Origin of the sequence: Mycolicibacterium helvum (assembly GCF_010731895.1) — a bacterium.
Lineage (GTDB): Bacteria > Actinomycetota > Actinomycetes > Mycobacteriales > Mycobacteriaceae > Mycobacterium > Mycobacterium helvum.
The window spans coordinates 5356847-5376152 of the sequence record NZ_AP022596.1 but is presented as its reverse complement, the minus strand read 5'-3'; the positions used below and the strand labels follow the sequence as shown (position 1 = coordinate 5376152).

The window sequence follows — 19306 nt, the reverse complement described above, 5'->3', positions numbered from 1 at the left end:
CCTCTTCACGGTGCTGTTGTGGCTGTCGATGTTGTGAATTCGTATGTGTCGCTGCTGGTTACGCGGTCGTAGATGTGCAGGGGAGGGTGTGCGGCGCGCATGAGGTGTCGTCCCATGCTGACGGCCGCGGCAGCGGGTACGGCAGAGAACGTGGGGAGGCCCTGCACACCGTGGTGCTGGGCTTCGACGGTTGCGAGGACCTCACGCCAGGTCTGGCTGAATGCATCGAGTGCGTCTGCGCTGCCAATCAGCCCTGGGGCTGGGAGCGTGTCGGTCGGTCGGAGTTCGTAAATTGTGTAACGGCCATCGATCTCGTCTGGCAGCCGGTCTTGATCGACGGAGCCGGAAACCGACACCAGTAGTGCCACCATCGTGGGGTCGCTGCCGAGGCGGGCCCTGGTGAAGCCGAAGCCGACACGGTCCGCCGTGGGGGTCCATCCCCAGCCCTCGTCGCCGTCGCGCCGCTTCGGGTAGAGGTCGACGGGGACGGTGTCGTCGAGAAGCGTTCCCAGGAGGATCAACACCGGGATGCGGGCGAGGGGGAAGACCGAGAGGTGAGTGACGCTGCCCTTGGCGACCATCCTGCGCAGATGGCCGATTCGCTCGTCAAGGTGAGCGTGTGCTGAAGCCCAGTAGACGGAGGTGCCGGCGCGTTCACCGGGCAGCGCGCGGAGGTCAACCTCGTACTCGTCGGATCCTCGAAGGGTCCAGTCGGGGAATCGGTTACGGATGAAGAGAGCTTCTCGGATGCGGGCATCGGTCAGATCGACGGCCTGGTCGTGGATGCTTCCCACCACTCTGAGTACGGTTGTTGACCTGTCGTGACCCATCGCAGTGAGGTCACGCACCCGAGACTCATGCATGCGCTTCATCGAGCGCAGGGTGTCCGTGTCGTACACGGTCCACAGCGACTTCTCGTCGATGACCTTGTGCTGGTCGTAACACAGCAACATCAGATTGTCGGCTTCGTTACGGAGCGCTGTGTCCAGGTCCTCAGAGCCTCGAGGAGACCCGTCGGCCGTGGACCAGCCGACGATGTGGGCGAGCTGCCCGATCATCACATCCTGCCCGGTGGTCTCGTCGTCGAGCAGATAACGATTGCAGATCGTGCAGCGACCACCCGCCGCGACCCATACTCGCCGGGCGATGCGTTCGGAAACGGTGCGGGTCTGCCCGGCGGGGCCGACAGCTTTGTTCGAGGCGAGTGCGTTATCGACGCCGCGTGCGGTTGCCTGGGACCCCACGTCAGCCCTTCTCACGGAGCGTGGTCTTCGGATGCTTGGCCGCTTCGGACGCGGGAACGTACTGACCGGTGCCCGCACTGCGGTAGTGGGTCCCAGATCCGCTGTTCGAGCCGGGTGATTCGCGCACCGAGGTGTTCGGGTGGCGGGCCGCGGCCGCCTTACTGATGTAGCGGCCGCTGATCGCGCTGCGATAGGGCATGACGTCTCCTCGATAGACCGGAGGGCCCTGTGACCCTCTCACTGAGGTCTGACGTCACACCGCCGGAATCGTCCGGCTCGTCGTCTTTGGCCTGATCAGACGCAGTCTCGACACACTTCGCTGCCTTCGTCGAATCGCGACGGATGAAGGACAAAGGAACAGCGGGGGCAAGTTTTGTCTTTCGCGGCGCGTTTGGCGTGGCATCCGCAATGGCCGTTGGTGCACTGCGGTTCGCCACACCTGCTGCAGCGTTCAGCGACGGAGAACGAATCGTCGCAGGTTTCGCACGTCCACCATCGAGGACTGCCAGGGTTGCCGCTGTGAGGACGCGGCAGGGCGAGAGACTTCCATGCGACGTTGTCGCGGGCGAGGACGGCGACGAGGTAGTTGGCGTCGAACCAGCGTGCCTGCCCATACATGGTGTCGCTGGTCGTTCCGTTCCGGTAGATCACGAATGTCTCGTCACGGCTGGCTCCGCTATCGCGGTTTCGCAGTGCTGCTTCGATCAGCGGAGTGCGTGACTGGTCGGAGTCCTTCGCCGGCGGTATGAAACTCTTCGGTGCTGCGAAACGAACCACGCCTGCGCTGTCGAGTAACACCACGACCCCCGCGCCCTGCAGGTGCCGGGCGGCCCACACGCAGCACGCCTCTCTCGAGGCAGATGAGTGGACGTGGTACACGTCGACCACATCCTGTGCGGTCGGACCACGCGGACCTATTCGGGCCCGTAGCTCCTCATCGGGCAGCAGGACTCCAGCCGCGAAGGCGTCGCAGGCCTCCTCCTCGAACTGATCCGGATCGCTGTATCCGAAAACCGCGTTACCCAGGCCGATATCGGTTTGCTGCAGGTGATGACCGAGTTCATGGAGCGCGGTAAACCCACGACGGGCGGGAGACAGGGATTTGGTCACGACGAGTGTCGGTGGGTTTGGCTGGTAGCTGCCGGCGACCGAACACGCCGAGCTGTCCAAAGACTCGTCGATCTCGATGACCGCGAGATCCTCCCAATTCCTCAATTCGCCAAGCGGGTCTACACGCAACCTCGCGATTGCACCGGGATGGAGGCTCTCGGCGGCAGCTTCTATGCACTTCGCCTGTGCCTGCGCTTCTTCGATGTACCTGCCGAGCATCACGAAGCCCCTAAAGGTCCTTCGACCACTCGGAACTGCGCCAAGCGTGCATGCCAGTCGGGTTCCGGGGCGCCGGTCTGGCGTGCAGCGCGAGCGAACATCTCGTAGCTGGCTGCCAAGCGCGCTTCCTCTTCGCGGCTGCCAGTGCGTTCGGCGCGTTCGCGCCAGACTTGGCGCCAGCGCGGATGGTCGACTTCTTCGACAAACCGGGCAGGCAGCGGCTGGACGGCTGCAGCGACTTGCGCCGGCTCGATGCAGGTGACAGTCGCGACAGCATCAGCGATCTCCGGGGAAACCGGTCGCTTGCCGCGAAGAAGACTCATGACCGCCGGCTGGTCTAAGCCGAGCGGCGAGAGCGCAGCGACGAGTGCCGCCAGATCGACGTTTTTGCCGAGCAATGAAGCCAATGACGGGACGGGTCGGCTGTCTTCATCGGTCGCAACGGGCAGTGCCGGGCTCGATCGCAGTGTGGTGAGGTCGTCATCAATCATGGCCCTGATTTCAATCGAAGGCTCGAACGGGTTTGTAGGAGCCCGGCCACGGCGCACACCGCGAGGTGGCTTCGCCAGATCGGCAGTGAACAACCATTCGGAGGTCTCATTTGGCAGCTGATCGATGATTTCGTCGAGCACTCGCAACGGCAGAGTGGAGGCTAGCCCCGCCCAGAGTGAGACTTCGGTATCGAAGGCCGTCAATTTCGCCTCTAGCACAACACAATCCGAATCCTCGGCCGGCGGGTCTATGGTCAGCGGGATGACCTTCAGTTCTGTGTGGTCAATGTCGCGAACCACCACCAGCATGCTGACTTCATCCCACGACGCTCGCCAGATCTGCCCCGCCTCTATCGGATGATCGCGGGTGTCACCGAATCGGGCGCGGCGTCTCGTAGGAGACAGTTGTGGGGCTGCCGCGCGTCGCGCCAGTTCGAGGTAATCGCGCGCACGCTTGCTCAACTGTCTCCTCCATTCCGCACGCGAAGGGCCTGAGTGTTCCCCTGTGGTGGAGTCTGACGACTCATCTCTCGGATCATCCGGCATTGGATACGCCTCCGCATAGCGCCACCACCTCCCGGACAATCTCCTCGGCATCGTCAGTGGTACCCGCAAGTTCGCGAATCTTAGCCTTCAGTCTGGCTCCGAAGGCAGCGCACTGTGTACGGCCCTTGCCGAGTTTCAGCCGAATCGCCCTGCTGTCGTGGAGAATCGGTACGATCTCGCGTTCGGTGTCCGTAAGCCGGCTGGCGATTTCGGCTGCGGCGGTGGCGACGTCCAACGCGAGCTCCTCGGCGAGGAGGCTCTCTTCGGGGTCGGGCGTCACGCTCTCAACGTCAATCGGATTATCGTCGTCATCGATCGAAGCGAAACGTGGGTCCAGCGCGGCCGCGAACCGATTGGCGAATACAGCTACTAAGTGCGCGATCTCCACGCTGCCCTCAGCACTCGTCAATACCGAACGAATGATCGCAACTAGCGATTCGCGGTCGGCGAGAGGTGCACGTCGCGTAGTGCTGGACCACTTCGGTATTCGAACGTCGCGCACGCTCCAGGCCGCAGCGGTAAGGTCACCGACGCGGCCCACCCATGGTTGAGCCTCGGTGCCCGCCATTCGCCATCGTCCAGCACCGACCTCGTCATCTGGTACACGTTCGAAATCTGTTGCCGCGCTGAGCACTTTCTCGACGGTGCGACGAATATGCCCCACACCTGTCTCCCGTGCGCGGTCAATCAGCCAATTCCTGATCGACATTCGCAACAGTTTCGCAAGAGAGTCGTCACCTGTCGCCTGGCTGAGCAACGATGCCGTGAGTGGCTTGATGCGGTCAACGAGGAAGTCTTGCACGACATCCTCGAACTCCAAGTTCGCCAGTGCGAGGAATTTTCGCAGTTCCTCCCGCAGAAGCTTTTGGACGAGAGCAAGGCATTCTTGACCGAGATGCCCGGCGTATTGCAGTTCGTCAAATGCCGAGATGACGCCGCTCCTCACCGATGCCCGCCGATTTCCCCTTCCGCGGCGGGAGCTTAGACAGCGCCGACATAGCGGCGCACGCGTAGTCGACCACTCGATAACCTGACTTATCCCGGGCCGGTGGTTATGGGTGGTTCGAATCGAACGATCACTCCACCCGGCGTTCGTTGGACCGTGTGGGCCTTTTCGTTCAAAACCGCGCCGGCAAAATTGACCGCATAGATAATTTCTATCGCTATTGTCCGTGTCGCTGACGGCTCTCCACCTGGTAGGCCGGCCACACGCGGGACGCTGTGGCGCGAATGTGAGCCCGGGGCCGTCAGTTTCGGCTCCGCGGCTGTGGGGACAGGGGATATGTCTTGCCTGGATTGTTGCCATCAATTAGCGCGCTGCTCGTTACTCGCTCCTGAGGTCGACACACATCTTTGCCGGCTCCCAAACATTGACGGCTTACTTTTCTTCAGCATTGCGGGTATGACTGGCAGGCCCAACACCTAGAGTCCTGAGGCGAATTGATGTTGCCGAGCGGCTTTGTGGGGGACTGATGACTGTCGAAACGCTGCCAGCCGGCCCGCGACTTCCCATCGCTGTTCAGACTGCGGCGTGGATAGCGCGACCGTGGGACTTCATGACACGTTGCGCTGCCCAACACGGCGACATGTTCACCATGAAGCTCGTGGGCTTGGGAGCCATCGTGATGGTTTCCCATCCCGAGGTGGTCAGGGAGGTATTCACCGCATCTCCCGAACTGTTGCACGCGGGTGAAGCCAACCGCGTGCTGTTGCCGGTGGTCGGGCCGAACTCGGTAATGCTGCTCGATGGTGACGCCCACAGGGAGCAGCGCCGCCTGCTGATGCCCGCGTTTCGCGGCAGCCACTTGCAAAGCTACGCGAACACAATCAGGGACATTGCCGAGGCGGAGATCGCTCGGTGGCCGCGTGGTGAACCGGTGAGACTGCTCCCTCAGATGCAGAAGTTGACACTGGAAGTCATCCTGCGCGTCGTGTTTGGACTCCAGCACGGGGAACGCGTAGATCGGCTGCGGGCCGCGCTGCGACGCATGCTTGCCCTCTCCATGAACGTCTTCGGTCAAATGATGATGTTGGTGGTCGGCCCTGAACAGATGAGGACCGCGCTCACCCACAGAGTTCTCAGAGAAGTAGATCGACTTCTCTATGAAGAGATCGCCGCGCGGCGGCAGGTAGACGACCTTGATGAGCGCACCGACGTGCTCTCGATGCTGCTAAAGGCGAAGCACGCCGATGGTGATCCGATGAGTGACCGCGAGGTGCGCGATGAACTCATCACGCTGCTGTTGGCCGGTCACGAAACGACGGCATCGGGGCTGGCCTGGGCGGTCGAACGGATCATCCGACACCCTGACATCCAGTCGCGACTTGTCGAGGCAGCACGCGCCGATGCCCATGAGTACATTGCCGCCGTCGTAAAGGAGTCACTTCGACTGCGACCAGTGGTCTCGCTGGTAGGCAGACGGCTCAAAGAGCCGATGGTGATCGGCGGGGTGCCGTTGCCCGCCGGGGTGGCCGTCGTGCCGTCGATCTACCTCATGCATCGGCGACCTGAAATCTACCCCGACCCTGAACAATTTCGACCTGAGCGATTCCTCGGCCATCACGCGGGCACCTACACGTGGATTCCGTTCGGCGGAGGTGTGCGCCGCTGCCTCGGGGCGACCTTCGCGGAGTTTGAGATGCGAATCGTGCTGGCTGCATTGTTCGCAAGTAACCAGCTACGTCCCGACCGACGCGAGCCCGAGCCGGTACATCGCCGTTCGATCACACATGTGCCTGGTCGCGGCACCACAGTGATCTTGGAATGAAGACGAACCACTGACAACTGCCTACAGCGACGGTTATGGGCACCCACTGAAGAGAGGAGGAATATCCGGTCTCAGTCTTGTTGTCACCCGTCAACTGCAGAAATGCCAAGTTCACTGAGAAGACCGTGGCCTCGTTTGTCTCAGTGGAGTTGTCATTTCCGTAATGGCGACCGATCGATCGCGAAAACGTGCCAGCCACATTCCACGACAACTTGGTACCGAGCCAACTACCGTCACCGGGGCGGACCGCAAACCGTGCGACGGCATCCGGACCCCGCAGTGTGGTAATCGAGTACTGCACTACTCATGCCGCGGGCCCTCACCCAGACGTATGGTCACCAGAGTCGGCAGAGACACCGCATCACGAAATGAACAGATGCTAAGGGAGGCCGCGACATGGCCGAGCTTTTCGACGAGCTTTCAGTGGCGTGCTCCATGTGCGGCCGCCTGCACATCGATTGCGACAGCTGTCCGTGCATTGCGCCCCTTGGTCTTTGGGTCATCGATGGATGCCATCACTGCATGTCCCGAGACGGCCAGGCCGGCGCCCGCCAAGTTCCGCATCTTCACCACCACGCGCAGTGACTCCGTTAAAGGACAAATTCACTGCGAAAGATGACAACTTCATTGAGACAGGACACAACAGGCGATGTCCGGTCTCAGTCTTGTTGTCATCCGCCAGCTGCGAAGATGCCAAGTTGACTGAGACAATCGTGGTCCCGTTCGTCTCAGTGAAGTTGTCATTTCCGGTCTGGCGAGTGCTGTGGGTCGCCGAGTTGTCGCAGAGGTCAAGATATGGTCCGCAGCAGGGCGTGGGGATTTGCGATTACGCTGCCGGGCTGCGCCGCTACTGTTCAACCGCGGCTTTAATCGGCAAAGCCCTGCTGATCTTCTCGGGCGTCCCCTCGCTCGTCTTGCCGCTCGAGGCCTTGCCAACGAGCGTGCCGGTGTTGACCGTGTTCGCCACTCGCGGTGGGGGTTTCCGGGATCCCAACGAAGTCAGTGGCACGGATCCCTCGTGTCGCCGGGTACCGCCTAGCCCTTGAGCTGGATGCTCGCACTAGCGAGTCCGTCATGGCCAGCCTCGACGGACTAGGTTGCAATTCCGGTCCAGCCGCCGTTCCGTGAGGTCCGTCGCGAAGTGGTCGGGTGCCACTCCGTCGTGGATTCCTGCCGCATGGGTGCATGCCATGATCGCCGACCACACCATCACAGCCCTCACTATCTGGGGATCGTCGTGGCCGACGCCGCGTTGATCAGCCATGCCGCACGTGAGCACTCGTTTGCGATGAACCGAGACAGCCTGCGCCACAGCGGTATTGGTCGCGAGGACCCTTCCCATGAGGTACATTCGCATTAGCGGTACAGGTCCCTCACCTGCGACGATCCGACCAACCACGCTGAGGTGAGCGGCCCGCAGGACTTCCACGAGGTCTTCCGCCTGTGGGGCCTTGGCCAGTTCTTCGAAGACGGCGGCGAACATGGCATCCGCGACAGCGAAGATGAAGCACACGTGGTCCGGAAACGCTGCGGCCAGCAGATCGGATTCGACACCACTTGCCAATGCGATGTCGCCGAACGTTGTCGCCTGATACCCCCGGCTGACGAAGAGTTCCAGTGCTGCGTCAACAATCGCGTCCCGGTCCACCTGGTTGTGGGTTCCCAAACTCGAGGCAGTGAAACCTACGCCTGCCGTACTTTCACGGGATCCTCACAACGCTCGAGTGGTATCGGCGGAAAATGTTGGGTAGCAACAGGGCGTGGGGTGAGGGTGGATGGCTGAACGGGGTGGTGGGCCACGAAAGTCCGCCAGGCAGCCAAGGTGTCGGGCACGGCCATCGGTCAGTCCTCGTCGACGCGGCCACCGCGGGGCAACGGTCGGCGCGCCCGCCGTGGGGAGGGCCGAGGGTGTTTGAGTGGTGCGGTTGTGGAGGCGTTGTTCGCGTGCGGTTCGGCGTAGTCCGGTTTGGATTCGGGTGATTTCAGCCAGGTATTCTGCGGCCGTGTTAGGTGCGCCGCGTTGGGCGACAGCCTGTTTCGCGGCGTGCAGGATCTCGAGTGAGAACGGTGCTAGAGCGTGTTTGGCCAGTGTCCAATCAGCGTGGATCCATCGGCCACGACGATGGTCGCGAACGAAGATCGTGTTGATGCGGTGGGGGTCGTAACGGATTTCCCAGCGGCCGGCAGCCGGCCCGGGCAGCCCACTGGCGGTGTTGCGGTACTCGTAGAGTTCGGGTGCGTCGTAGTGCAGGTCAGCGAAATTGATGCCATAGGGCTGGATCGACCGGTAGGCGACCGGCAAAAGTTCGATGTAGTCCTCGGCGGTCAGGGCGAGATTGGCTTGTGGAGCGACCGCGGACAGCGCGGCGAAGGCCTCGTTGGGGGTGAGATCCCTGCGGGGCATCGCCGGATGCCGTAGCCCCTTGTGCGGGCGGTTCTGCCAGACCGTGGCGATCCAGATATCGAGCAGATTTTGCACATCTGCCAGCGTCCACAACGCTTCGCTGGTGGGGTCGCGACCGCGCCGCACCACGTTTGCCCCGGTATAGCCAGCCAAATATTGGGTGGGCTAACTGGCATCTTCGTCGGGCTTACGGGATTCTTCGGGGTCTTCCGCCGCAACCGTGAATTCCTGGTGTCCAGGTCTTTTCGATGATCCGCACCGGCACGGCAGGTGAGAGTCACACAAATGCTGCGTGATTCATCTGATGGAATATGCAGTACTTAACTTGACATAATGTGGCTTATCGGCAAAAACCCAATGCGGGTTGCATTAGGTGCAAGGACTCGCACCTCTGCGTGATGACAACGTCGGTGCAGCTGACACGCTTGACCCCTCCCGTTCCATACAACGGCACCCCGTTTGCTCCAGCTCTACGTAGATTTCAATCACTACTTAATGAACGATTTCATTGTTAGGTGACGAGATCCCGATGCCAGTTCACTCAAGCCCGCCTGGAAAGTCCGCACCGGGCTGCCTCTCATCCGCCGACAACCCGCCAAAACGTCACAGTGACGAATTACTATGTCCCGCTGAGACATTGCGCATTCTCCGTTCGACTTCCCGGTCAACGTCCCAGGCGGCATCACGTCGTCGAGCCGACTGTCAGGTGGAGTCGGCGATGGCCGCTGAGGAGCTTCCGGGCTTCGTCCCTCGGATTCTGCGTGCCGACGATGTTTCGCTGCTGCGAGCAGACGAGACCGTCTTCGACGCAATGCTTGATGGCTGGCGAGCTCAGATGCTGGCTCGTGGCCTCGAGATCGACACGATCAAAGCACGGTGCCGTGTGATCGCCCGATTCGTCGAATTCACCAACGAGTACCCATGGCGCTGGCGAGCGAACGACGTGGATCAATTCCTCGCTGAACTACGGTCGCAGGCGACACCGATCGCTCTGTCGACGGTGCGCTCGTATAGTAACGCGATATCGATGTTCTGTAGTTATGTCAGTGACAGTCGATATGGATGGGTTGATTTCTGCGAGAAGCAATTCCGTGACGTGCCGTCGTAGTTCGTCTTTGAATGGAACACGCCGCAGCACACCGCGGACGACGCGGTTCCACCGGGACGCCGCGCATTTGCAAAGGCTGAACTGCAGCACCTGTTCGACGTCGTGGATGACGCCCACAGTAAGGTGTCCGAACGTTGGCTAACGGCGCTGCGTGACTCGACGGCATTCAAGATCGGCTACGCGTTTGGACTGCGTCGACGAGAACTGGTCATGCTCGACCTGACCGACTTTGCACCAAACCCGCACGTTCCCCGCTATGGCAACTTCGGTGCGATGACCGTTCGCTGGGCCAAGGACACCAAGGGATCGGGGCCACGCCGACGGACGGTTCTGACGTCGCCCGAATTTCCTTGGGTGGTAGACCTTTTGCAGTACTGGTGCTCCGAGGGCCGGGAGCTATTCGCGACCGCGGACCGCTCCCCTGCCGGAAGCCTGAAGACCCACAGCGGTGGCCGGTCCCCTGCGACCGATGCGGACGCCACTACCAGCTGGTCGCCAACTAGCCCAACGAATCGGTCTGTGGTTACTTGCTATCAGGCGGCCAAACGCATCACCGGCATCTGCGCTTGCGGGCACCAAGGGGTACTTCCTGGCATCATCCACAACCGGCCCGCGTGCCGGCGCTGCAGTGGCGTCACCATAAACGTGGACTGCGTCAGCTGCGGCGATCTGATGCCGGGTCGGGAGAGCGGTCTAGCGCAAGCCCTGATCGAACTCGCACCTCTCAAGCACGCGCCGGTACCAGTAAAACTGTTTTTCTGAATTGCTGTAATACTGCATCTGTGCGAAGATGGTTTTATGACGTTCCGTGGTTATGTGACCGTTCAGTCCAGAGGAGTTGTGGCGTTGCCGGTCGAGGTGCGTCGCAGGCTGCACCTCGATGAGCCAGGCGCACAGGTTGAAATCGTCGAGCGCGGCGACGGAGTGTTGGAACTCAGGCCCGCATTACCTATTCCGGCGGATCAGCGATGGTTCTGGACCGAACGGTGGCAGCAGCGTGAGCGCGAGGTGGACAGCCATGTCGCCGCGGGTGAGGTTTCGGTCCACCGCGACGGTGACGCATTGTTGGAACACCTCGGCCAGCTCGACGCGCACGCGGACGGCCAATGAAGTATGAAACCACCCCTGCCTTCGACGCCGATTTCAAACGGCTCAAACCCGAACATCAAGCGGCATTCCGAGAGGCACTGAAGACCAAGTTCATACCCGCGTGCGCGGCACTGGAAGTCGATCCCGCAGCAGTCTGGCCGAAAGCGCTGCGGGTGAAATCCGTCCAAGGCGCCCCAGGCGTGTTGGAGATGACGTGGTCGTTTGCGAGCCCCGACGGCCGGGCCACCTTCGAACTCGTCACCGTCGACCAGCAGCTGCGGTGCCGCTGGCGTCGGGTCGGTGACCACGACGTCTTCAAGGATCCGTAGCACCTCCCCTACGGCAGGGCACCCGCCAAGCTTCAAGAAACCGCACATCACGAGATACGGACTGGACGAATTTCGAACGCATGTGGGCCCACCAGCTCAAGCAGATGGTCGTTGGGAGCACGGCCGCAGCAGGGAGGTTCGCCGCCGAGTGCGCGAACTGGCCACGTACGTCAGGGAAGCGCTTCGATGCGGGTGGCGAGCAGTGCTGTCCATTCCGTGAGGTAGCGATCGTCGGGTATGCGTGCTTCGGCCTGGCGGAAAAGGCTGGTCGCGAAACGGGTTCCGAGGATGCTGTTCACGCCCACCGCAGCCAGTGTCGTGCAGTCTTGCTGCGGCAGCGTCGGCGCCCAGGCGATGATCCATTCGGCCAGTTCGGCGTTGAGCCCGTCGACGAGCGCGGCGTAGGCGGTGTCGAGGCGGATTGATCGGCCTGCCGGTGTGCGGGCGGCGATCTGCAGAAGCTCGATCTCCTCGTCGACGACGGTGAGCAGGTACCGGCCCAGCGCGGTGAGCTCGGCTCGCAGGTCTCCGAGACCTGCGAATAGTGCCCGGATGTCATGCATGGCGCGGCGACGGTCCAGTTGTCGGTCGATGCCGGCGGCCAGGAGCGCTTCCTTGGATTTGAAGTGGTGATACAGGGCGCCCGAGCCCGCCGCTAATCCAGCGGCCGCTTCGATCTGGGAGACGCTGGTGGCTTCGTACCCTTTCGCGCTGAACAGCCGCATCGCTTCGGTGACCAACCGATCGCGTGTCGGCGCGGATGCTGTCATTGACCCCTCCCAAGTGATCACTTACCTTTGACAAGAGAGTACTTTACTCCCGAAGGCAAGGTCGGAGGACGCAATGCCGCACCAGGATGATGCCGTTCCACGGGGACGGGTTCGACGCACGATGCCGCTGGCGGGTTTCACCGCGCGGGCTGCTGGCGGGCGACTCGTCGCGGGCCTGCGGGAGAAAGCGGGCCAGGAAGGCGCTGTCGAGCGGTTTCACGAACGCACCGCCGAGCGCTACGCCGAACTGCTCGGCCACTCCCGCGGTGTCCTGATGAAGATCGGCCAGATCATGTCGATGCTCGACACCCGCACGCTGGGTACCGGCGGGTTCGAGCCTTACCAGAAAGCCATGAACCGCCTGCAGGCCGATGCGCCGCCGATGCACCCCATGCTGGTTCGTGAGGTCCTCGATGCCGAACTCGGTTCTGCGGTCGAGCAGTTCGCCGACTTCACCGATCAGCCGATGGCAGCCGCATCGATCGGCCAGGTGCACCGCGCCGTCCTGCACGACGGTCGTCAGGTCGCCGTCAAAATCCAGTACCCCGGTGTGGCTCGAGCCATCCGTGACGATCTGGCCAACACTGAGCTGCTAGCAACCTTCCTGCGCTTCACCGCGGCGGCATCGGGAATGAAGATGGACGTTCGGAGCGTGGCCCGCGAAGCCGCGGCGCGAATCTCCGAAGAGGTGGATTATCGGCACGAGGCAGCCACCATCACCGCATTCAGCGAACTCTATCGAGGACACCCGTTCATCCGGGTCCCCGAGGTCGTGACCGAAATGTCTGGCGATCGGGTGTTGACGATGACCTATCTCGACGGGATGAACTGGAGCGCTGCGCAACAGGCCGAGCAGGATCTCAGAAACCTCTGGGCCGAGACCATTCTGCGATTCGCGTACGGAAGCTTCCGGCACGCCAATCTGATGCACGCCGACCCACACCCCGGTAACTATCGCTTCAACACCGACGGCACCGTGGGGTTTGTCGACTTCGGCTGCGTCAAGGTCCTACCCGAACTCCAGCGCTGGCGACAGGTAGCCATGAACCGCGCACTCGCCGAAGGCCGCAAAGAGGACATGCGCGACATCATGGTTCAGGCCGGTTACCTCACCGCCGACTCCGACCTGACCGCTGAAGAGTTATATCAATGGCAGTCTGAACTTCTCTACGAGAGCATGACGACGACACCGCAGCCCGTGACCTATACCGCCGAATCGATAAACCGTGTCGTTCGTAGCTTGTTCGACGTCCGCGACACCGACCATCCGGTGGCCCGCATGACCGCCCCTGACGACTACGTGTTCGCCGCCCGCGTCCAGCTGGCCGTCAGCAGCGTGTGCGCCGGCCTCAACGCCACGCTGCCGGTGCAGGCGATCGTCGAGGACTTCGATGGAACAGCCGAACCGGTCACCGAACTCGGCAAGAAACACCACGCCTGGGCACACGAGCGCGGTCTACCTTCTGCATTGGACCATCATGACCACCCGTGACATCACAACCGGGAGACTGCCCTGGGATCCCGCCGACCCCTACCCCTTCTACGAGCAGCGCCGCCGCGAAGGCAACGTGGTCTGGGACGACCACGCCGGTGCGTGGTTGATCCTTGGCTATCACTCCGCCCAGCAGATCCTGGGCGAACCCGGCTGGACTAGTAACCCCCTGGCGAATCCGAACGCGCCGCGCGCCGTCCGCGCAATTGGCTCAGACATTCTGCGCCGCAACATCTTGACCACCGACGGTGGCGATCATCACCGCCTACGCGGTGCAGTCCGTGACGTCTTCACCCGTACCTTCATCAACGGGCTGGCAGAAGGCATCGAGGCGATCGCCGCGGAAGCGATCGATCACATTCCAGCCGGAGTGGAGTTCGACTTTATGAGCGATGTGGCGTTGCCGCTGCCCATCGCGGTCGCAGCGGCGTGGTTGGGGTTGGACGTCGACTCGGCGCGACTGCTGCGGGAAGAATCCCCGGCTATCAGCAGAATGCTCGGCGATTTTGTGGACCCCGATGTCGTCGAGGACGGAACGGCAGCGTTGGCCACACTGCTCACCGAACTACTACCCTTGGCGGCCGACCGCCGCGCCCATCCCAGCGATGACCTCCTCAGCTTTATCGGTGCCGATCCAGATCTTGAACTCGACGACGTCGTCACCATGGCGGTGATCATCGCCGTTGCCGGCCATGAGACCACAGCGAACCTACTGGGCGCCTCTATAATTCGGCTACTAACGCCTGGCCCGGACGGAGTGCGGCTGGTCGACACCGTCGACGCCATCGACGGGCAGCTGTTTAACGAACTGCTTCGGCTCGACGGTCCGGTGCAGGCCCTCGGGCGCACCGCCACTTGCGATCACATCGTCGATGGCGTCGCCATCCGCGCAACCGAGCCCGTCCTCGTGGTCCTTGCCGCCGCCAACCGCGATCCAGCAGTCTTCACCCAGCCCGACCAACTCCAACCCGATCGTGACGGACCCGCATCCTTGTCCTTCGGGCACGGTACGCACTACTGCCTCGGCGCCGCACTCGCCCGACTCGAAATGACCTCCTCGCTACCAAAAGTCCTGGCACGTCGACTCACCCTCTGCGGTGAACCAACATGGCGTGACACCCCCGCCATTCGCGGACCCCTCACAACCCCCGCCATCTTCACCTAACGGTCCCAAACCCGAGGGTGACAACACCTGTCACACGCATTGAGGTGCCACTGCCGATGATTCGAGCATCAGCACCCTGCTCCGAGCGTCACCACCACTACCAGATAGCAGCTGCCAACAACGGGACGCCACCCGACCCGGGAAATGTTGAAGTAATCCGGGACGACAGGCGGCCCAGTATCAATTCGTCACCGTGACGTAAGGCAGGCGGACTGCCCTTCTGCCACATTGTCGCGAAACCTGTAGTTCATGGACTAGGACGCGGTCCCGGAAGGTTCGTCCACCGAGCGGGTGGCATTTCCTCGAAAATCGCTGGGATTGACGCCTCGGACCCGTTTGAACGCTGCGCTGAAACCAAAGGGATCCGAATAGCCAACGGCCCGAGCAACTTCGGCGATGGTCGCCGACTTCTGCCCGATCAGACGGTCCGCCGCAAGCGTCATACGCCATCCTGTGAGGTATGTCAGCGGCGGTTCACCGACGAGGTCGGTGAACCGCTTGGCGAGCGTAGACCGTGACACCCCGATGCGGTCGGCCAGTGAGGACACCGTCCACGGCGCCGCCGGGTCGGCGTGCAGGAGGCGCAGCGCGTCGCCGACCACGGGATCCCGCTGGGCGGACCACCAGGCCGGTGACGTTCCACCGGGCCGGTCGAACCACTCGCGCAGCGTGCACACCAGCATCCAGTCCAGCAGCCGGTCCAGCACCACCTGCTGGCCAGGAGCGTCGATGGCGACTTCGGCGGCGAGGTGATCCAGCACGGGGTCCCCCGTTCCCCCGGCGTCCACGCGTAACACGACGGGCAGTGCATCCAGTAGCCGGCGGCTGATCTCGCCCCGCACCGGGTAGGCGCCGACGATGAATGTCGTTGCGCCGCTGTCGCTAGAGCCACCGTCGTTCCAGCCGAGCCGGTGTCGAGTACCGCCCTGCTCGGGCGTCGCGCAGTTCTCCCCGCACGCAATTGGCTCCGCCGAAGTGTCGAGCGCATCGACGAAGGTGAACGTCGCGGGTCCCCTCACGACGACGGTGTCGTAGTCGCGCAGCGCCTCGGGCGGACCGTCTTCCGGCACGATCCACCCCGACCCGCCGAGGACGGTGCACAGCGTCAGCGGCGCCCCGTCCACGAAGTGCAGCGCCCAGGGCGGCGACAGGGTGGAGCTGCCGAACAACGAGCCGTGCGCCCGCACCCCGCGAATCAGATCATCGAACACAGCCATTGCATGAGATTAGACGAATGGACAGGTAATCCGGCTTATCACCCATGGAAGGCTCTGGGTTCGTGCCGTTCACTGGGGGCATGACAAACGACACCGTTCTCGTCCTTGGCGCCTCCGGCAAGACCGGTCGGCGGATCGTTGCCCGCTTGCGGTTGCATGGCACGGCCGTACGCGCTGCGTCCCGATCCAGCCCGACTCCCTTCGACTGGTCCGATCCCGGCGGCTGGGACGCGGCCTTGCAGGGAGTTGGCGCCGTCTACGTGGTGGCGCCCCACGAGGTCGGTCGAGTCCATGAGTTCGTCGCACAGGCCGAGGCCGCCGGAGTGCGACGCCTAGTTCTGCTGTCCGGGCACGGCTCCGATACCTGGGGTGACGCCAGGTTCGGGCTGGACATGCGCTCCGCTGAGGAGGCCGTGCGTGGCTCGACACTAGAGTGGACCGTTCTTCGGCCGTCCAATTTCTACCAGAACTTCGACGAAGGCGAGTTCCACGCCGCGCTCGTCGCCGGCGAACTGGCACTGCCGGCCGGCGACGTCCCGGAGCCGTTCATCGACATCGACGACGTCGCCGACGCCGCGGCGGTGGTGCTGACCGAGCCGGGCCGGCATGCCGGACGCATCTACGAGCTGACCGGACCGCGGGCGATTACCTTCGGTGAGGCCGTCGAGCTGATCTCGCGGGCGTCCGGCTTACCCATCACCTACAAGCAGATCTCCTCTGCCGAGTACATCGCAACAGCGGTCGAGCAAGGGTTGAGCGAAGACGACGCCCGCATCGTCGCCGACATGTTCCTCCTGATGGAACGTGGGGTGCTCGCTGCGACGACCGACGGCGTGTCCTCGCTGCTGGGGCGGCCCCCTCGTGCTTTTGAGGACTATGTCGTGCGGCTTGCAGCGGCCGGAGCGTGGCATCGATGACCACCCAATCTCCTCATCCGAAAGGACCACGATGAGCAACGACGCCAATTCAATGACCACACAGGATCTCGAGTTCCTCCAGCGCCCGTTGCACGGGTTCCTGTCCGTGGCCGGGGGACCCATCCCGGCACAGCCCCGTCCGGTGTGGTTCGAGGCGACTGCCGAGGCCACGATCCAGTTATTCACCGGACCGGACTCGCTCAAGGTGCGCCACATGGGCCGCGACCCCCGCGCCTCGCTCGTCGTCGTCGCCCCGGTGGGTGAACGCGAACGCTGGGTGTCTGTCACCGGCCGCGCCACGGTCGAACCTGACGGAGCAACCGACCTGGCCGGCCGCCTCGCCGCCCGCTACTGGGATCTCGACGATCCGAACCGGGCAGATGAGCTCGCCGAAATGCTTGCCGCAGAATGGGTTCGGTTTGTCATCCACCCGACCAAAGTGAGTCGCTACCCGAGTTGACCCGATGGGTCTGACACATCGGGCTGCACTCCCACGCGGAGGAGTATCTCGGCTCCTGGCTCCAACCGCGGCAATTCCGTAGACGATCAGCTACCTTCCAGGGGTAAGCCCGGCGGAAGGAACAGTTGCATGTTTTCCGGCCCGATCGAGGATCGACTCGGCGGCGCGCGATTTGAGAGCGCCGGCGAGTGCCAGTGCATCAACAACATCTGAATAGTTGCCCACACCATCGATGCGACAGCGCGTTTGGGGCCGGTGCGCAGTTGCCTTGATCGTCGTCACCGCCACGATGGGGTTCGGAATTGTCCATGCCGTCCCGCCGACCGGCACTGCCGTGGCCGGTTGTTTTCAGCGTGGTGGTTACAACCCCCCGCCCTGCCCGTCGACCGCCCCGAAGGCCGACAACAAACAGGGCACGAATAACTCCGCCAGCAACGATCAGGGCGCCAAGCAGGACGGCTCCGGCTCTCCGAACTCCTCGTCCGCGACCAATCCGGATACGAGTCAGGACGAGACCACCTCGCCGGACAAAAACCAGTCGGAGGACAGTCCCGGCGGGAACGCTCCGGCAGATTCCGGGATCACCGCCTGCCAAAACCAAAGTGCCATGGCGAACTCCCTTGGTCTGCCCCCCACCACCTGTCGGGCGAGCCAGGGCCCGAACACTCCACCAGACTCCGGAAGCACCGCCTGCCAAAACCAAAGCGCCATGCCGATCGCCGTCGGCCTACAACCCACCCCCTGCCCGGAAACCCAGGGTGCCACCACACCACCGGACTCCGGGACCACCGCCTGCCAAAACCAAAGCGCCATGCCGATCGCCATCGGCCTACAACCCACCCCCTGCCCGGAAACCCAGGGTGCCACCACACCACCAGACTCCGGCGTGAACGCGTGTCAGAACCAGTACGCCATGGCCAACTCGCTAGGTTTGCAACCCGCGATCTGTCCCCCGAGTTCGCGAAACTAGCGTCACAACGTCTTCCACCACGGCTTCAACTGCATGTAGTACGAGATCGTCCTGGGAGCCCGGCTCGTCCCGCCGAACCAGCTGTTGATCCGGAACGCGGACAATTGATTCGGGTGTAGGCCTTCCGGAATCGGCTTGTACACCACCGAGTCTCCGTATTGCAGGGTGATGCCTTGATAGTCGACGTTGAACGTGAACTTCTCACCAACCGGTACCGAGATGATCTCGTCGTCGGTCGGCATGATCCTGGCCGTATCGAGGTTGTAGTACGGCCCGATCTCGAACATCTGAGTGTCGACGTTGTAGCGCCACGCGACCATGATGGCATCGGTGTCAGGGCGCCAGAACGTGAACGAGATGCCGGTCAACTTGTTCCAGTCGTACTGGTCGACATTGTGGAGGTCGTAAACCGAGTTCTCGGTGAAAGTGGCATTGCCGGCAACTTGTTTGACGAAAAACACCATCTGCAGTGGCACGCTCAAATGCGTGTTCTTGAAGGTGACGATCAGATCCCGCAGCGGGTAGCGGGCCGAGTCCGCCGAAGACACAGCCGGTTTGGACTGACCCACTGTGCGAGCCGTCTGAGCAACGGCGCTTGCTCGAAGCGGAGTCTCGACTGATCGCTTCGCGCTGTTCTGGGACACCCGGGCTGCCGGCGCCCGGCGTGCCGCAGTGGCTTTCGGCCCTCGCGCACTGCTCGCCGCGCCGCTGTGCGAGCTCGGACTGTCTGACGCACCGGTTGGCGCGGCCGACGCGGGCTGCGCGCTCGCCGTACCCATGGCAAGCCCGACCCCGAGGGCGACCGCCAAACCCCCGACGTATCCCGCCAACCTCGCTGCCGACATTGCCCGCCCCCGTTTGAGCATGTGTAAGGGTGCAGCCTAGCCGCGGGGTGCCGGCAGCGGGTTCAGTTTGCTGAGGTCAACTGCCGGGCGTCACGACCGGCGTCGCCTTAGGCTTGTCGTTGTCACCGCCACCGCCACCGCCACCGTGAGCGGAGTCGAACT

17 protein-coding genes and 1 pseudogene are annotated in these 19306 nt (G+C 62.8%); 8 read left to right on the top strand and 10 right to left on the bottom strand.

All coding sequences use genetic code 11. The features are described 5' to 3' along the window. Positions 1 to 5: 5 nt before the first annotated feature. The 5 genes from G6N38_RS25250 to G6N38_RS25230 all read right to left on the bottom strand — a co-directional run bounded on the left by G6N38_RS25250 (position 6) and on the right by G6N38_RS25230 (position 4556). Positions 6 to 1244 carry an SAVED domain-containing protein gene (locus G6N38_RS25250; protein WP_163750786.1) on the bottom strand — a complete coding sequence of 413 codons (1239 nt, stop codon included), beginning with the start codon at positions 1242 to 1244 and terminating at the stop codon, positions 6 to 8. 1 nt (position 1245) lies between these two features. Further along, the gene (locus tag G6N38_RS25245; RefSeq protein WP_163750784.1) at positions 1246 to 1443 is read right to left on the bottom strand and encodes a hypothetical protein; all 198 of its coding nucleotides are present in this window, start codon (positions 1441 to 1443) and stop codon (positions 1246 to 1248) included. A 95-nt stretch (positions 1444 to 1538) separates the two neighbouring features. Further along, entirely contained in the window at positions 1539 to 2483 is a 945-nt protein-coding gene (locus tag G6N38_RS25240) for an ImmA/IrrE family metallo-endopeptidase (protein WP_163750782.1), read from the bottom strand. An 89-nt stretch (positions 2484 to 2572) separates the two neighbouring features. Continuing rightward, the gene (locus G6N38_RS25235; RefSeq protein ID WP_163750780.1) at positions 2573 to 3526 is read right to left on the bottom strand and encodes a hypothetical protein; all 954 of its coding nucleotides are present in this window, start codon (positions 3524 to 3526) and stop codon (positions 2573 to 2575) included. A 73-nt stretch (positions 3527 to 3599) separates the two neighbouring features. Then, positions 3600 to 4556, bottom strand: a complete 957-nt coding sequence (locus G6N38_RS25230; RefSeq protein ID WP_163750778.1) for a hypothetical protein — start codon at positions 4554 to 4556, stop codon at positions 3600 to 3602. Positions 4557 to 5082: 526 nt separating this feature from the next. Here G6N38_RS25230 and G6N38_RS25225 point away from each other — a divergent pair. Then, complete coding sequence (locus G6N38_RS25225) at positions 5083 to 6378, top strand: cytochrome P450 (RefSeq protein ID WP_163750776.1); 1296 nt, start codon at positions 5083 to 5085, stop codon at positions 6376 to 6378. A gap of 1072 nt (positions 6379 to 7450) precedes the next feature. On the opposite strand, the gene G6N38_RS25220 is transcribed toward G6N38_RS25225, so the two are convergent. Then, positions 7451 to 8026 carry a TetR/AcrR family transcriptional regulator gene (locus G6N38_RS25220; protein ID WP_163750774.1) on the bottom strand — a complete coding sequence of 192 codons (576 nt, stop codon included), beginning with the start codon at positions 8024 to 8026 and terminating at the stop codon, positions 7451 to 7453. Between the two features lie 63 nt (positions 8027 to 8089). Further along, complete coding sequence (locus tag G6N38_RS25215) at positions 8090 to 8911, bottom strand: Mu transposase C-terminal domain-containing protein (protein ID WP_246227432.1); 822 nt, start codon at positions 8909 to 8911, stop codon at positions 8090 to 8092. A gap of 589 nt (positions 8912 to 9500) precedes the next feature. Between G6N38_RS25215 and G6N38_RS31115 the strand changes: the two are divergent. From G6N38_RS31115 to G6N38_RS25195, 3 genes and pseudogenes are all read left to right on the top strand, one after another. Next, positions 9501 to 10316: pseudogene (locus G6N38_RS31115) on the top strand (phage integrase N-terminal SAM-like domain-containing protein); the annotation flags it as partial. A 372-nt stretch (positions 10317 to 10688) separates the two neighbouring features. Next, positions 10689 to 11000: an AbrB/MazE/SpoVT family DNA-binding domain-containing protein gene (locus G6N38_RS25200; protein ID WP_163750771.1), complete on the top strand. Its 312-nt coding sequence runs from the start codon at positions 10689 to 10691 to the stop codon at positions 10998 to 11000. Beyond that, complete coding sequence (locus tag G6N38_RS25195; protein ID WP_163750770.1) at positions 10997 to 11308, top strand: hypothetical protein; 312 nt, start codon at positions 10997 to 10999, stop codon at positions 11306 to 11308. The genes G6N38_RS25200 and G6N38_RS25195 overlap by 4 nt, the downstream gene beginning before the upstream one ends. Positions 11309 to 11478: 170 nt before the next feature. Here the strand turns inward: G6N38_RS25195 and G6N38_RS25190 are convergent, their stop codons facing one another. Then, a complete protein-coding gene (locus G6N38_RS25190; RefSeq protein WP_163750768.1) occupies positions 11479 to 12078 on the bottom strand; it encodes a TetR/AcrR family transcriptional regulator in 600 nt (199 codons plus the stop codon). A 73-nt stretch (positions 12079 to 12151) separates the two neighbouring features. On the opposite strand from G6N38_RS25190, the gene G6N38_RS25185 reads away from it, so the two are divergent. Both G6N38_RS25185 and G6N38_RS25180 read left to right on the top strand, forming a co-directional pair. Beyond that, the gene (locus G6N38_RS25185; RefSeq protein ID WP_179968446.1) at positions 12152 to 13570 is read left to right on the top strand and encodes an ABC1 kinase family protein; all 1419 of its coding nucleotides are present in this window, start codon (positions 12152 to 12154) and stop codon (positions 13568 to 13570) included. After that, positions 13557 to 14735 (top strand): cytochrome P450, encoded by a 1179-nt coding sequence (locus G6N38_RS25180; protein ID WP_170314184.1) that lies wholly within the window; start codon positions 13557 to 13559, stop codon positions 14733 to 14735. The genes G6N38_RS25185 and G6N38_RS25180 overlap by 14 nt, the downstream gene beginning before the upstream one ends. A 254-nt stretch (positions 14736 to 14989) precedes the next feature. Here the strand turns inward: G6N38_RS25180 and G6N38_RS25175 are convergent, their stop codons facing one another. Beyond that, entirely contained in the window at positions 14990 to 15952 is a 963-nt protein-coding gene (locus G6N38_RS25175; RefSeq protein ID WP_163750766.1) for an AraC family transcriptional regulator, read from the bottom strand. 80 nt (positions 15953 to 16032) lie between these two features. On the opposite strand from G6N38_RS25175, the gene G6N38_RS25170 reads away from it, so the two are divergent. Further along, a complete protein-coding gene (locus G6N38_RS25170) occupies positions 16033 to 16869 on the top strand; it encodes an NAD(P)H-binding protein (RefSeq protein WP_163750764.1) in 837 nt (278 codons plus the stop codon). A 31-nt stretch (positions 16870 to 16900) separates the two neighbouring features. Next, the gene (locus G6N38_RS25165; protein WP_163750762.1) at positions 16901 to 17329 is read left to right on the top strand and encodes a pyridoxamine 5'-phosphate oxidase family protein; all 429 of its coding nucleotides are present in this window, start codon (positions 16901 to 16903) and stop codon (positions 17327 to 17329) included. Positions 17330 to 18301: 972 nt separating this feature from the next. Here the strand turns inward: G6N38_RS25165 and G6N38_RS25155 are convergent. After that, positions 18302 to 18847, bottom strand: a complete 546-nt coding sequence (locus tag G6N38_RS25155; protein ID WP_163750761.1) for a hypothetical protein — start codon at positions 18845 to 18847, stop codon at positions 18302 to 18304. Positions 18848 to 19306: the final 459 nt, after the last annotated feature.